Annotated in this window: 17 protein-coding genes; 6 read left to right on the top strand and 11 right to left on the bottom strand. The window is 72.1% G+C overall.

What is annotated here, in order from left to right; translation table 11 throughout:
- Positions 1 to 21: 21 nt before the first annotated feature.
- The 9 genes from hisF to hisD form a co-directional block, all read right to left on the bottom strand.
- Positions 22 to 786 (bottom strand): imidazole glycerol phosphate synthase subunit HisF, encoded by a 765-nt coding sequence (hisF, locus tag EDD27_RS09420; protein WP_127932051.1) that lies wholly within the window; start codon positions 784 to 786, stop codon positions 22 to 24.
- Entirely contained in the window at positions 783 to 1,193 is a 411-nt protein-coding gene (locus tag EDD27_RS09415; RefSeq protein WP_127932050.1) for a Rid family hydrolase, read from the bottom strand. The genes hisF and EDD27_RS09415 overlap by 4 nt, the downstream gene beginning before the upstream one ends.
- Positions 1,194 to 1,213: 20 nt before the next feature.
- Positions 1,214 to 1,936 (bottom strand): bifunctional 1-(5-phosphoribosyl)-5-((5-phosphoribosylamino)methylideneamino)imidazole-4-carboxamide isomerase/phosphoribosylanthranilate isomerase PriA, encoded by a 723-nt coding sequence (priA, locus tag EDD27_RS09410; protein ID WP_127932049.1) that lies wholly within the window; start codon positions 1,934 to 1,936, stop codon positions 1,214 to 1,216.
- Positions 1,937 to 2,266, bottom strand: coding sequence for a hypothetical protein (locus EDD27_RS09405; RefSeq protein ID WP_127932048.1), 330 nt, complete (start codon positions 2,264 to 2,266; stop codon positions 1,937 to 1,939). It lies immediately after the preceding gene.
- 89 nt (positions 2,267 to 2,355) lie between these two features.
- Positions 2,356 to 2,997: an imidazole glycerol phosphate synthase subunit HisH gene (gene hisH, locus EDD27_RS09400; RefSeq protein WP_206641323.1), complete on the bottom strand. Its 642-nt coding sequence runs from the start codon at positions 2,995 to 2,997 to the stop codon at positions 2,356 to 2,358.
- Positions 2,991 to 3,146: a hypothetical protein gene (locus tag EDD27_RS54045; protein WP_164903546.1), complete on the bottom strand. Its 156-nt coding sequence runs from the start codon at positions 3,144 to 3,146 to the stop codon at positions 2,991 to 2,993. The genes hisH and EDD27_RS54045 overlap by 7 nt, the downstream gene beginning before the upstream one ends.
- On the bottom strand, positions 3,143 to 3,736 hold the full coding sequence (gene hisB / locus EDD27_RS09395; protein ID WP_127932046.1) for an imidazoleglycerol-phosphate dehydratase HisB: 594 nt from the start codon (positions 3,734 to 3,736) through the stop codon (positions 3,143 to 3,145). Before hisB ends, EDD27_RS54045 begins: the two co-directional genes overlap by 4 nt.
- On the bottom strand, positions 3,733 to 4,830 hold the full coding sequence (locus EDD27_RS09390; RefSeq protein ID WP_421917263.1) for a histidinol-phosphate transaminase: 1,098 nt from the start codon (positions 4,828 to 4,830) through the stop codon (positions 3,733 to 3,735). Before EDD27_RS09390 ends, hisB begins: the two co-directional genes overlap by 4 nt.
- Positions 4,800 to 6,119 (bottom strand): histidinol dehydrogenase, encoded by a 1,320-nt coding sequence (gene hisD / locus EDD27_RS09385; protein WP_127932044.1) that lies wholly within the window; start codon positions 6,117 to 6,119, stop codon positions 4,800 to 4,802. Before hisD ends, EDD27_RS09390 begins: the two co-directional genes overlap by 31 nt.
- A 328-nt stretch (positions 6,120 to 6,447) precedes the next feature.
- Between hisD and EDD27_RS09380 the strand changes: the two genes are divergently transcribed.
- From EDD27_RS09380 to EDD27_RS09370, 3 genes are all read left to right on the top strand, one after another.
- Positions 6,448 to 6,642: a hypothetical protein gene (locus EDD27_RS09380; protein ID WP_127932043.1), complete on the top strand. Its 195-nt coding sequence runs from the start codon at positions 6,448 to 6,450 to the stop codon at positions 6,640 to 6,642.
- A 48-nt stretch (positions 6,643 to 6,690) separates the two neighbouring features.
- Positions 6,691 to 7,701, top strand: coding sequence for a non-homologous end-joining DNA ligase (gene ligD / locus EDD27_RS09375; protein WP_127932042.1), 1,011 nt, complete (start codon positions 6,691 to 6,693; stop codon positions 7,699 to 7,701).
- 107 nt (positions 7,702 to 7,808) lie between these two features.
- The gene (locus EDD27_RS09370) at positions 7,809 to 9,236 is read left to right on the top strand and encodes a trypsin-like serine peptidase (protein WP_127932041.1); all 1,428 of its coding nucleotides are present in this window, start codon (positions 7,809 to 7,811) and stop codon (positions 9,234 to 9,236) included.
- A 63-nt stretch (positions 9,237 to 9,299) separates the two neighbouring features.
- Here the strand turns inward: EDD27_RS09370 and EDD27_RS09365 are convergent, their stop codons facing one another.
- Positions 9,300 to 10,427, bottom strand: a complete 1,128-nt coding sequence (locus EDD27_RS09365) for an MFS transporter (protein ID WP_241563938.1) — start codon at positions 10,425 to 10,427, stop codon at positions 9,300 to 9,302.
- Positions 10,428 to 10,480: 53 nt separating this feature from the next.
- Between EDD27_RS09365 and EDD27_RS09360 the strand changes: the two genes are divergently transcribed.
- The 3 genes from EDD27_RS09360 (at position 10,481) to EDD27_RS09350 (ending at position 13,283) form a co-directional block, all read left to right on the top strand.
- Positions 10,481 to 11,275 carry an AraC family transcriptional regulator gene (locus EDD27_RS09360; protein ID WP_127932040.1) on the top strand — a complete coding sequence of 265 codons (795 nt, stop codon included), beginning with the start codon at positions 10,481 to 10,483 and terminating at the stop codon, positions 11,273 to 11,275.
- 62 nt (positions 11,276 to 11,337) lie between these two features.
- Complete coding sequence (gene ybaK / locus EDD27_RS09355; RefSeq protein ID WP_127940580.1) at positions 11,338 to 11,793, top strand: Cys-tRNA(Pro) deacylase; 456 nt, start codon at positions 11,338 to 11,340, stop codon at positions 11,791 to 11,793.
- 119 nt (positions 11,794 to 11,912) lie between these two features.
- Positions 11,913 to 13,283, top strand: coding sequence for an amidase (locus EDD27_RS09350; protein WP_127932039.1), 1,371 nt, complete (start codon positions 11,913 to 11,915; stop codon positions 13,281 to 13,283).
- Here the strand turns inward: EDD27_RS09350 and EDD27_RS09345 are convergent.
- Entirely contained in the window at positions 13,280 to 13,741 is a 462-nt protein-coding gene (locus EDD27_RS09345; RefSeq protein ID WP_241563937.1) for a hypothetical protein, read from the bottom strand. The two genes, EDD27_RS09350 and EDD27_RS09345, sit on opposite strands and share 4 nt — an antisense overlap.
- Positions 13,742 to 13,747 lie beyond the last annotated feature (6 nt).

Genomic DNA, 13,747 nt, shown 5'->3' with positions numbered 1-13,747 from the left:
GCCGCCCCACGACCGTGAAGGTCACTTCCTGACGGGATATCCCGCCGCGGCCAGCGCGCCCTTGATCTCCGGGATCTTCAGCGTCCCGAAATGCAGCACGCTGGCCGCCAGGACGGCGTCGGCCCCCGCCTCCACCGCGGGGGCGAAATCCTCCAGCCGCCCGGCCCCGCCGCTGGCGATGACCGGAACCCGCACCGCCGCCCGCACCGCGCGCAGCATCTCCAGGTCGTAACCGTCGAGCGTGCCGTCACCGTCCATCGAGTTGAGCAGGATCTCGCCGACGCCCAACTCCTCGCCACGTGCCGCCCACTCCACCGCGTCGATCCCGGTGCCGCGCCGCCCGCCGTGCGTGGTCACCTCGAAGCCGCTCGGGGTGCCCGGAGCGCGCCGGGCGTCCACGGACAGCACGACGCACTGGGCGCCGAAGCGCCGGGACGCCTCGGTGAGCAGCTCGGGCCGGGCGATCGCGGCCGTGTTGAGCGACACCTTGTCGGCGCCCGCCCGCAGCAGCCGGTTGATGTCCTCGACCGAGCGCACCCCGCCACCGACGGTGAGCGGGATGAACACCTGCTCGGCCGTCCGGCGGACGACGTCGAGCATGGTCTCCCGCTCACCGGACGAAGCGGTGATGTCGAGGAAGGTCAGCTCGTCGGCGCCCTCCTCGTCGTAACGCCTGGCCAGCTCGACGGGGTCGCCCGCGTCGCGCAGGTTCTCGAAGTTGACGCCCTTGACCACGCGTCCGGCGTCCACGTCGAGACAGGGAATGACTCTTACCGCTACGGTCATGCTCGCATTGCCTCGATCTCGATCTCGACCAGCATTCCCGGGTCGACCAGCCCGGCCACCCGAACTCCCGTGCAGGCGGGGCGCACCCCGCCGAACACCTTGGCGATGGCCCGCCCGACGAGGTCGAAGTGGTGCTGCTCCACCACGTAGTAGCGGACCATGACCACGTCCTCGCGGGTCAGCCCGCCCGTCACGACGGCCTCGAGCGCGATGTCGATCGCGGTCAGGCTCTGCTGATACGCGTCGCCGATGTGGCGCACCTCGCCTCCGACCGAGGCCGTGCAGCCGGAGACGATCACCCGATTTCCGACGACCACGGCGCGCGCGTAGCCGTACTTCTCCTCCCAGACACCGCCAGAGAACACCCTCGACCCGGTGCTGTGCATGCTGATGCTACCGACGCTCATCCCGCCCCCTCCCGGCGAAGCTACACGCGAACCGCGGCCAGCGCGTTTTCCAAAGTGAACGCGTGAGCGTACAGGGCACTGCCCACGATGGCGCCCTCCAGTCCGTCAGGAGCGAGACAAGCGAGTGCGACCAGGTCATCCAGGCTGGAGACACCCCCACTGGCGATCACCGGCTTGTCGGTGCGGGCGCAGATCCGGCGGTACAGATCCAGATTCGGGCCCTGGAGCATGCCGTCCTTGGTCACGTCGGTGACGACGTAGCGGGGACAGCCGTCGGCCTCCAGCCGATCGAGCACCTCCCACAGGTCGCCCCCCTCCTCGGTCCAGCCGCGAGCGGCCAGCGTCGTGCCGCGCACGTCCAGGCCGACCGCGATCTTGTCGCCGTACTCGGCGATGACCTTCCGGCACCAGCCGGGGTTCTCCAGCGCGGCGGTGCCGATGTTGACCCGGCGGCAGCCCGTGGCCAGCGCGGCGGCCAGTGACTCGTCGTCGCGGATGCCGCCCGACAGCTCCACGCTCACATCCAGCCGGCCGATCACCTCGGCGATCAACTCCCGGTTGCCGCCCCGGCCGAACGCGGCGTCCAAGTCCACCATGTGGATCCACTCGGCGCCCGCCTCCTGCCAGGCCAGCGCGGCGGCGAGCGGCTCGCCGTAGCCCTTCTCGGTCCCGGCCACACCCTGGACCAGTTGTACGGCCTGGCCGTCGACGACGTCCACGGCGGGCAACAATACGAACGACATTCAGATCCTCCGGTCGAAGGCGAGAGTCACGACAACGGGTACGAGCAACACGGACAGGACAAGAACGGCGAAGCTGGCGAAGAACGACCCCCACAGCAGCCAGGCGATCGCCTGCACGATCAGGAACCCGAGCGCCACCAGGACGTTCTGGGTCCGGTGACGGCGCGCCAGCAGGCCGCCCGGGCGGCGGACACGCACCGGGCGCGGCGTGAGCCGGCCGATCACAGCCCGCCGGCGGGCCAGGCGCGCCTGCCGGTCCTCATTGGCCTGGATCGCGCGCGCCCGCTCGGCCTCGCGCTCGGCCCGCCGCCGGGCCCGCTCCTTGCTCACAGCGCCCGCTCCTCGCCCGAGACCGCCCGCACCGCCTGCTCCTCATTCACCGCGCCTGCTCCTTCACCCGGGAAGGGCACGCCCGGTCCTCACTCAACGGTGTCCAGCCAGTTCTTCAGCAGTGCGGCCCCGGCGTCGCCGGACTTCTCGGGGTGGAACTGGGTCGCCATGAGGGGGCCGTTCTCCACGGCGGCCACGAACGGCACGCCGTGCTCGGCCCACGTCACGATCGGCTCGGCGAACCCGTCGCCGGTGCGCAGCTCCCACTCGCGCACGCCGTAGGAGTGCACGAAGTAGAAGCGGGTGGCGGCGTCCAGGCCGGCGAACAGGACGCTGCCCGCGGGGGCCTTGACGGTGTTCCACCCCATGTGGGGCAGCACGGGCGCGTCGAGCCGCTCGACGGTGCCCGGCCACTCGCCGCAGCCCTCGGTCTCGACGCCGTGCTCGACGCCCCGGGCGAAGAGGATCTGCATGCCGACGCAGATGCCCAGCACCGGGCGGCCGCCGGACAGGCGCCTGCCGATGATCTGCTCGCCGCGGACGCTCTTGAGGCCGCGCATGCACGCCTCGAACGCGCCGACGCCGGGCACGACCAGCCCGTCGGCGTTCAGCGCGGCGTCGAAGTCGGGCGTCACGGTCACCTCGGCGCCGACCCTGGCCAGCGCCCGCTCCGCGGAACGCAGGTTGCCCGACCCGTAGTCGAGGACGACGATGTCCTTCTTCGTCACCACCACAGCACCCCCGCCGAGATCGCCATCGCCGCGCCGACCGCGCAGATGACGGCACCGATCTTGAGTCCCTGCTTGGCCAGGGAGAACACGCCGCCGATCAGGAACAACCCGATGAACACCATGACGCCGGCGATGAGGTTGTCCGTCATAGGACACCCTTGGTGCTCGGCACCCCGGTCGCGCGCGGATCGAGCTCGGAGGCCTCGCGCAGCGCCCTGGCCAGCGCCTTGAACTGGGCCTCCACGATGTGATGCGCATTGCGCCCGTACGGGACGTGCACGTGCAGGCAGATCGCCGCCTGGGCGACGAGCGATTCCAGGATGTGGCGCGTCATCGTCGTGTCGTAGTCGGGGCCGATCATCGGCGCCATGCCCTCGGGCTCGGTGTGCACCAGGTAAGGCCGCCCGGACAGGTCGACGGTGACCTGGGCGAGCGACTCGTCCAGCGGGCACGACGCACTACCGAACCGCCTGATGCCCGACTTGTCGCCCAGCGCCTCGCGGAACGCCGTGCCCAGCGCGAGCGCGGTGTCCTCGATCGTGTGATGGGAGTCGATGTGCAGGTCGCCCTCGGTCTTGACGGTCAGGTCGAACAGCCCGTGCTTGCCGAGCTGGGCCAGCATGTGGTCGAAGAAGCCGACCCCGGTCGCCACCTCGACCCGGCCGGTGCCGTCGAGGCCGACCTCCACCAGGACCGAGGTCTCCTTCGTAACGCGCTCGACGCGGCCTACGCGACTCACAAGACTCCTTCCAGGGCGGCACGGAAGGCCGCCATCTCCTCGCCGGTGCCGATCGTGACACGCAGCCATTCGGGCGGGCCCACCTCGCGGATGAGCACGCCGCGCTCCAGCAAGCCCTCCCACACCTTGCGCCGGTCGGGGAAGCGCCCGAACAGCACGAAGTTGGCGTCCGAGTCGGCCACCGCCAGATCCTTGGACCGCAACCACGTCACCGTCGCGTCGCGCTCGCGCCGCAGCGCGTCCACGGTGCCGAGCAACTCCGCGCGGTGGCGCAGCGCCACGCGTGCCGCCGTCTGGGTGAGCGTCGACAGATGGTACGGCAGCCGCACCAGCAGCAGCGCCTCCACCACGGCCGGGTGCGCGGCCAGGTAGCCCAGCCGCGTGCCCGCCATGGCGAACGCCTTGGACATCGTCCTGGTGACGATCAGCCTCGGGTGGGCGGGCAGCAGCGTGAGCGCCGACGGCGTGCCCTCGCGGGCGAACTCGGCGTAGGCCTCGTCGACCACGACCATGCCCGGCGCGGCGGCCAGGATCGCCTCGATCGTGGCCAGCGGCTGCGCGGTGCCGGTCGGGTTGTTGGGCGAGGCCAGGAACACGATGTCGGGCCGGTGCTCCTCGATCGCCGCGACGGCCTTGCCGGGGTCGAGCGAGAAGTCCTCCTCGCGGCCCGCCTGGATCCACTCGGTGTTGGTGCCGCTGGTGATGATCGGGTGCATCGAGTAGGACGGCTCGAACCCGATGGCGGTGCGGCCGTGGCCGCCGAACGCCTGCAGGATCTGCTGGAGCACCTCATTGGAGCCGTTGGCCGCCCACACCTGCTCGGTGCGCAGCCCGTGCCCGAGGTAGTCGGCCAGGTCGGCACGGAGCGCGGTGGCGTCCCTGTCGGGGTAGCGGTTGAGCTCGCCCGCCTGGGCCCGGACCGCCTCGGCCAGGTCGGCGACCAGCTCCGGGGACGGCGGGTAGGGGTTTTCGTTGGTGTTGAGCCGGACCGGGACGTCGATCTGGGGCGCGCCGTACGGCGTCTTGCCCCTCAGGTCGTCGCGGATGGGCAGATCGTCCAGGTTCACTCGGGAGTCTCCGTGGGCACTCGCCAGTCGAAACGGGCGCGGATCGCGGCGCCGTGTGCGGGCAGGTCTTCGGCGTCGGCCAGGACCGACACATGGGCGGCGGCGCCTGCGAGCGCCTCACGCGTGTAGTCGACCACGTGGATGCCGCGCAGGAACGACTGCACCGACAGGCCGCTGGAGTGGCAGGCGCAGCCGCCCGTCGGGAGCACGTGGTTGGACCCGGCGAGGTAGTCGCCGAGCGAGACGGGCGCGTACGTGCCGACGAAGATCGCCCCCGCGTTGCGGACCCGCGCGGCGACGGCGGCGGCATCGGCGGTGTGGATCTCCAGGTGCTCGGCGGCGTAGGCGTCCACCACCTTGAGGCCGTCGTCGAGCGAGCCGACCAGCACGATGCCGGACTGCCGCCCGCCCAGCGCCTCGGCGATGCGTGCGGAGTGCTTGGTCGCCGAGACCTGTCCCGGCAACTGCTTCTCCACGGCGTCGGCCAGCTCGGGGCTGGTGGTGACCAGCACGGCGGCCGCGATCGTGTCGTGCTCGGCCTGGCTGATCAGGTCGGCCGCCACGTGCACCGGGTCGGCCGTCTCGTCGGCCAGGATCGCGATCTCGGTCGGCCCCGCCTCGGAGTCGATGCCGATGCGGCCCTTGAGCAGCCGCTTGGCCGCCGCCACCCAGATGTTGCCGGGGCCGGTGACCATGGTGGCGGGCGGGCACTCCTCGGTGCCGTAGGCGAACATCGCCACGGCCTGCGCCCCGCCGACGTTGTAGACCTCGTCCACGCCGAGCAGCGCGCACGCCGCCAGGATCGTCGGGTGCGGCAGCCCGCCGAACTCCTTCTGCGCCGGGCTGGTCACGGCCAGCGAGGCGACGCCGGCCTCCTGGGCGGGCACGACGTTCATGACCACGCTGGACGGATAGACGGCACGGCCGCCGGGGACGTAGAGGCCCACGCGGTCGACCGGCACCCACCGCTCGGTCACCGTGCCGCCGGGCACGACCTCGGTGGTGACGTCGGAGCGCCGCTGGTCGCGGTGGACCAGCCTGGTCCGCCTGATCGACTCCTCCAGCGCCGCCCGCACCCTGGGGTCGAGCTCGCGCAGCGCGCGCTCGATCTCCTCCGCGGGGACGCGGGTGGTGGCGATCTCCACGCCGTCGAACCTGGCCGTCAGCTCCCGTACCGCTGCCACGCCGCGATGGCGCACGTCGTCGCAGATCGGCCGCACCTTCTCCAGGGCGGCCTCGACGTCGAGCTCGGCGCGTGGCAGCACGTCGCGCAGGTTGTCCGGCAGGGAACCGCGCATGTCAATACGGGAAATCACCCCAACAGTCTACGGAGTCCGGCCCCTGAATCCCGTTCTGTCCACACTGCGGGACGGCTTCCCGACACGCTGCGGACACTCGACGGCCGCGGGAGCGGCGGTCGCTTTCCGCCGCTCCCGCGGCCGTCGTCACCCCGGACCGGGCCTGCCGGGGCGGATGCCGTGGCCGCCACGGGGGCGCGGCCACGGCCGTGAAGAGCTCCGACCCATCCCCTCTGCCACCGGGCGTGTCTCTCTAACGCCGGGCAAAGGAATACTTTATGCAGTCAAATCCTACGCTAAGTTATTTTTGCAGGTGAGCGGTCCGGCGCGCCCTTACCCTTACGCCATGACTCGCTGGCGTGGCCCGGACGGCATCCTGGTCGAGGCGATCGTCCTTGACGACCGCCCGGTGCTGCGGGTCTCCCACTACGTCAACGGCCGGACGTACCTGCGCGGCTACTGCGCCACCGTGGCCGAGCTCGGCGACCATGGCATCGACCTGGCGGAGTTGGTGGAAGACACACGGCTTGACCATCTGTAGACCCCCTTGCACCACTGTCGATCAAGCGGACGGGGTATGGCGTGCACCATGGTGCGGCTGCCCGCGTACGCGCCGATGCTGGCGCAGCTCGGCACCCTGCCCTCCGTGCAGGGCCCGGGCTGGGCGGTGGAGATGAAATGGGACGGCGTACGCGCGCTCGCCTACCTGGAGGACGGCGCCGTCCGCCTGATGTCACGCAACGGCAAGAACATCACCGCCGCCTACCCCGAGCTGCAGCTCATGGCCGGCGCCACCGGAGGCCGCCCAGCCGTCGTGGACGGCGAGATCGTGGCGTTCGACGAGGCCGGCCGACCCAGCTTCGAGGCGCTGCAGCCCCGCATGCACCAGCGCAACCCCGCCGCCGTGGCGCGGCTGGCCAGCGCGGTGCCGGTGACGTTCATGGCGTTCGACATCCTGCACCTGGACGCGGCCAGCTCGATCTCCCTGCCCTACACCGAGCGCAGGCACCTGCTGGAGAGCACGTTCACGCCCGGCTACCGGTGGCAGGTGCCCACCTGGTTCACCGACGACGCCACCCACGCCCTCGGCTCCTCGCGTCAGCTCGGGCTCGAAGGGGTCGTGTGCAAGCGGATGAGCTCGCCGTACCGGCCGGGCAAACGCAGCGGCGAATGGACCAAGGTCAAGAACGTCAGCGCCGTCGAGGTCGTGATCGGCGGCTGGCAACCCGGCGCCGGGCGGCGCTCGGGGACGATCGGGTCGCTGCTGCTCGGCGCGTACGACGAGCGCGGCCGGCTGCTGTACGTCGGCCACGTCGGCACCGGGTTCACCCAGGCCATGCTGCGTGACCTGGAGGAGCGACTGGCGCCGCTGGAGCGCCCCGGCCCGCCGTTCGACGAGCCGGTGCCGCGCGAGCACGCCCGCGACGCCCACTGGGTCGAGCCCCGCGTGGTCGGCGAAGTGCAGTACGCCGAGGTCACCGGCGACGGAATGTTGCGCCACCCGTCCTGGCGCGGACTCCGCCCCGACCGGGAACCGGCCGAGGCGAGCGCCGCCGAGATCCTCCGCCAGAGAGGCACCGGCGACGCCGCGGCAGGCTGACCGGCCGCCGTGAACTCATCACGACACGAGCAACTAAGCACTCTTCGTCAATAATCGGCGACTTAAAGTGACCAGAGCTCATTGATCCGATCCGCTCTGGGGGCACCGTGCCGAGAACTCTGGTCACGACACTGACCGCTCTGGCGGGCGTGGCGTTCGCGCTGCCCGCGGCGGCCGACCGGCCGCCCCACGCCACACCGGCACAGCCGCCCATCGTCCCGGGCCACGACCAGGGCTGGGGCGCCGAGTCCTCCCCGCTGATGCACCCGGGACAGGCCGTGCGTTACTGGACGCCGGACAAGCAGGCCAAGGCCAACGCCGCCGACCTGCCGGAGATCCTCCCGAGCCAGGCTGCGGCGGCCCAGCGGCGGCGCAGCGTGCCCGCGGCCCAACGGCTCACGCCCGGCGGGGACGCCAACGGGTACGCGCCCGCGCGCCGACCGTACACGGACGCCGAACGCAGCAGGATCACCGGCCGGCTGTTCTTCGTCAACGCCCGCGGGCGCGGCGACTCCTGCAGCGCCTCCGTCGTGCGCTCGGCCGTCGAATTGCTCGTCGTCACCGCCGCGCACTGCGTGTACAGCGCCCCCGCGGGCGCGGCGAGCGGCAGCTGGCACAGCAGCTTCGCGTTCGTGCCCGCCTACGACGGGCGGGCCGCCGGGGAGCGGCAGCGCGAACCGTACGGGCGATGGGGCGGGCGGCGCGCCTGGAAACCCGACGGCTACACCGGGACCACCGGCGGCGACTGGAACTCCATCTATGACGTCGCGCTCATCGAGGTGGGCAAGAAGGCCCGCACCCTCCAGGACGCCGTCGGCGCCTTCACGCCGATGCGCAACCAGGGCGGCCGGCACACCATCGTCACCTCGGGCTACCCGGGGCTGCTCGGCAGGAAGCCGTACGACGGCAGAGATCAGCTCTGGTGCCTGGCCAGGACGCGGCCGGCCCGCATGCTCGGCGCCGCGCACGCGAAGCTGGAGACCGGCAACTGCCACCTGTCCAAAGGGCACAGCGGCGGGCCATGGGTGCTCCAGGGCACCAACGACCTGATCGGCGTGTTGTCGGCGGGCACGGAGAACAGCGAGGCCGACGGCTTCTCCGTCGCCAACACCCTCACCACCGACAGCTACGGCGCCATCGTCACGAAAGCCGACCCGGGCGGCGTCTACGACGCGCTGTCGGTCAAGGTGGCGGGGCCGGCACGGCCGGTCCGCCGCGGCGACGCCACCACCGTCACCGCCACCGTCACCATGAGCGGCCTGATGGCGGCGGCCCAGGTGCCCCTCACCCTCACGGTGCCGCCCGGGACGAGCCTCGGCGCGCTCAACGGGGCCGCGTGCCGGCCCGCCGAACGGACGGCCACCTGCGTGATCGACGCCGTCCGGCCGGGCCGGCCGGTCACGGTCTCGGCCCAGGTGCACGTCGCCCGCGACGCCAAGCCGTGGCTGCCCATCAGCGCCCACGTCACCTCCACCCCCCTCGACCCGAGCCAACGCGACAACACGTCCGTTTCCAGCATCGCCACCCAGCGATAAGGCATCCCGGACGGGAACGCGGCTGGGGGCCGCAGACGCCGCTTCCCGGTCGCGCGCGGGTGGTCACGAGGCGGGCTCGAGAGCGGGTTCCTTCAGCGTGCGGGCCAGCAGCCAGGCCAGCAACGGGAACACGATCAGGCAGGCCAGTGCCGTCCTGAGCGTGGCCGCCTCCGCGACCGCGCCCACCAGCGGGCTGGCCAGGCCGCCCACACTCACCGCCAGCCCCAGCGTCACCCCGCTGGCCGTGCCCACCCGGCGCGGCAGGAAGTCCTGGCCCAGCGTCACGTGCAGGGAGAACGGGGCGTACAGGGCGATCGAGGAAGCGGCGATGAAAACGTAAGCGGCGGGCCCGGGCGCGAGAACCACACCCGCGACCGCCGGGACGGCCGCCGCATAGGCCAGACGCATCGTGCGCACCCGGCCCCAACGGCCCGCCAGCCTGCCGCCCAGGACGGTCCCGACGGCCCCGCCGGCGAACAACACGAACAACGCCACCGCGCCCGAAGCCCCGCCACCCATGTAGAGGGCCACGAACGCGCTCAGCCCGACGTACACGACCGAACGGAAGACGATCACCAGCGTCAGCCTGGTGAACGACGGCCAGTCGTCGCGGCCCGGCACCGGTGCCGCGGCGCCGGCCTCCGGCCCGGGCCCGGCGGCCGACGCGCGGATCGCCGGGAGCGTCACCAGCGCCCCCAGCACGGCCGGGAGCACCAGGAACGGCGAGGCCTCCAGACCCCACAGCGCCAGCAGCGGCGTCACCAGTACGGGAGCGGAGGCGAAGCCCAGCGTCCCGCCGAGCGAGAACCAGCTCATCCGCACATGACTGCCCGCGCTGGCGATCCTGGCCAGCCGCGCCGACTCCGGATGGTAGGCGGCCACCCCCAGCCCGGACAGCGCCACGGCCAGCCAGGTCAGCACATAGGAGTCGGCGACGCCGCCGGCCGCCACCCCCGCCCCGGCCACCACCATGCTCACCGGGATCAGCCACGGCATCCGCCACCTGTCGGTCAAAACGCCGAACACCGGCTGCACGATCGACGACGACAACGTCGCCGCCAGGACCACGCCCGAGACGGCGACGTAGCCGTAGCCGCGCTCGGCCACCAGGAACGGCACGAGTGCCGGCACCGCGCCCTGGTAGAGATCGACGGTGGCATGGCCGGCGGCGAGCATGGGGATCCGGTTCACCCCTCGATCTTTTCCCGTGCCCCGCTGGCCCGCTTCCGATAAAATGCCAATCTATGCCGGAAATCCGCCATCTACCCGAGGCGCCCACCGGGCGGCGGCCGCTCGCGCCCGGCGCCGGCATCGACGCGCACCGGCACGACACCCACCAGATCGTGTACGCCTGCCGCGGCGTGCTCTCCGTCACCACGAACGCGGGCACGTGGGTGGCCCCGGCGAACCGGGCGATCTGGGTGCCCGCCGGCACCGTCCACGAGCACCGCGCCCACGGCGACACCGACCTGCGCCTGGTGGGCCTCACCGGCAACCCGCTCGCCCTCGACCGGCCGGCCGTCCTCGCCGTCGACCCGCTGCTCCGCGAATTGATCATCGCTTACACGGACGACGCACCCCCTACGGACAGCGCCGACCACGCCGACGGGACCTCCCCCGCCGGCACGGCGCCTGCGGCTGACGGCGGGGAGCGCGGGCGGCTGCTGGCCGTCCTGCTCGACCGGCTCAACCGCGCCCCCGAGCAGCCCTTGCACCTGCCGGCCCCGGAAGATCCGAGGCTGGCGGCCGTCTGCGCGATCCTGCACCGCGACCCCGCCGACGGCAGCACCCTCGCACGGCTGGCCGCGCACGCCGGCACCAGCGAGCGCACGCTCGCCCGGCTGTGCCGCCGCGAGCTCGGCATGAGCTTCCCCCAGTGGCGCACCCAGCTCCGCCTGCATCACGCGCTGCTGCTGCTCGCCGACGGCGTCCCGGTGACCGCCGTCGCGCACCGGTGCGGGTGGGCGTCGGCGAGCGCGTTCATCGACGTCTTCAGGCGGGCGTTCGGGTACACCCCTGGCCGCGCCTTTACATTGTAGATTCGCTACAATCGTTCGTCGTGAGCAAATCGAAAGGCAAAGGGGGCGGCACCCCGGCCACCATGGCTCTGACCAAGGCCAAGGCCGAGTTCACGCTCCACCCCTATGAGCACGACGCCTCCGCCCAGGCCTACGGCGAGGAGGCGGCGGACGCGCTCGGGGTGCCCTACGAGCGGATCTTCAAGACGCTGGTGGCGGAGGTCGAGAGCGGGCTGGCCGTGGCGGTGGTGCCGGTGGCGGGCAAGCTGGATCTCAAGGCGCTGGCGAGCGCGCTCAACAGCAAGCGCGCGGCGATGGCCGACGCGGCGAAGGTGGAGCGGGTGACCGGCTACGTCGTGGGCGGCATCAGCCCTCTGGGACAGCGCAAGCAGCTCCCGACGGTGGTCGACTCCTCGGCGCTCGACTTCGAGACGATCTACTTCTCGGCCGGCAAACGCGGCCTGCAGATCGAGACCGCACCCGACAACCTCATCACGCTCACCCGGGCGGTCACCGCCCCGATCGGCAAGAGCGCCTAGGCCCGCGGGGCAGCGCAGGATCCCGGTCCGTACCCCAGGAGGAGTTGTCCAGCTCAGGGGCCCGCGACTGGCAACCCTCGCCATCGCTCCTCCCGGATGGGTGCGGCAGGATCGCAGAGGTGAGCACGTTGCACTATCTCAGCGCGACCGAGTTGACACACCTGATCAGGACCAGGCAGGTGAGCGCCGTCGAGGTCGTCCAGGCCTGCCTCGACCGCATCGAAGAGGTCAACCCCCGCATCAACGCCATCGTGACCCTGGTCGCCGAGCAGGCTCTGGCGGCGGCCAAGAGCGCGGACGCGCGTGAGCCGGACGGGCCGCTGCACGGCCTGCCGGTCGCGCACAAGGACCTCGTCGACACCGCCGGCATCCGCACCACCTACGGTTCGCCGCTCTTCGCCGGCAACGTTCCCGGCCAGGACGATCTGATCGTGCGGCGGCTGCGGGCCGCGGGCGCCATCACCATCGGCAAGACCAACACCCCGGAGTTCGGCACCGGCTCCCACACCGTCAACGAGGTCTTCGGCGCCACCAGGAACCCCTACGACCTCACCAAGTCGGCCGGGGGCAGCAGCGGTGGAGCCGCCGCGGCCCTGGCCACCGGCATGGTGCCGCTGGCCGACGGCTCCGACATGGGCGGCTCGCTGCGTAATCCGGCCTCCTTCTGCAACGTCGTGGGCCTGCGCCCCACCCCCGGACGGGTGCCTGTCGTCTCCGACGCCAACGCCTGGTACACGCTGTCCGTCCTCGGGCCGATGGCCAGGACGGTCGAGGACGTCACGCTGATGTTCGGGGCCATCGCCGGGTTCGACCGCCGCTCCCCGCACGCGATCAAGGAGGTCTTCACCCCGGAGCCGGAGGAGGGGGTGGCCGGCCTGCGCATCGCCTGGAGCCCGGATCTGGGCGGGCTGCCCGTGGACCCGCGGACGGCCGCGGTCACCGCCACCGCGCCGGCCGTGTTCGAGCGGCTCGGGGCGCACGTCGATGAGGTCGAGCTGGACCTGTCGGAAGCCGAGGACGCCTTCCGCACCTACCGGGCCTGGAACTACGTGCTGTCCTTCGGGGACCTGGAGGGGCTCGGGCCCAACACCGCCTGGAACGTCGAGCAGGGCCGCAAGGTCACCGGGACCGACCTGGCCCGGGCCGAGCAGGCGCGCAGCCGGCTCTACCAGCGCATGGCCGCCTTTTTCGACACCTACGACGTGCTGATCACGGTGGTCAGCCAGGTGCCGCCGTTCCCGGTCGAGCAGCCCCACGTCAGCGAGATCAACGGGGAGCGGCTGCCGGACTACCTCGCGTGGATGCGCTCGGCGTACTGGATCAGCGTCCTGCACGCGCCCGCCGCCTCGGTCCCCGCCGGGTTCACGCCGGACGGGCTGCCCGTCGGGGTGCAGATCGTCGGCAGGCCGTTCGACGACGCCAGGGTCCTGCGCGTGGCGCGGGCGTTCGAGCAGGCCACCCAGCACGGCCTGCGCCGCCCGCCACTCTAGAGCGACCCCCCGTACGGTTGCCGCAGCGGCGACTCCCGGTACCCGTGCATGCCCTCCAGCAGCCCGAAGAAGCCCACCGCGACCAGCGGCCAGGACACCAGCACGCCGGAGGCGGTCAACCGCAGCGCCCCGGGGACGATCGTCACCCCGGGCGCCGCCGCGGCCTCCACCGCGACCGCCCCGATCGTGAACGTCGACCCGACCCACAACGTCAGCCACCCGGCCAGCACCCCGCCCGCGCACAACCCGAGCAGCACCGCCAACATCCACTGCCGCCCGGCGAACCACGCGACGCCGCCGCAGAGCAGCCCCAGCCCGCCCGTGATCACCGCGAACCAGCCGTCGGCCGCGATCAGCGCCTGCGTGGACGGGTCGGCCAGCACCAGCCCTTGCTCGGTGACCTGGTACGGAGCCCGCGGCGACACGCCCGACCAGAGCAGCCCGGCCCCGAGCCCCAAAGTGGC

The organism is Nonomuraea polychroma (assembly GCF_004011505.1).
In the GTDB taxonomy this organism is placed as follows: Bacteria; Actinomycetota; Actinomycetes; order Streptosporangiales; family Streptosporangiaceae; genus Nonomuraea; species Nonomuraea polychroma.
This window is presented reverse-complemented; position numbering and strand designations above follow the sequence as displayed.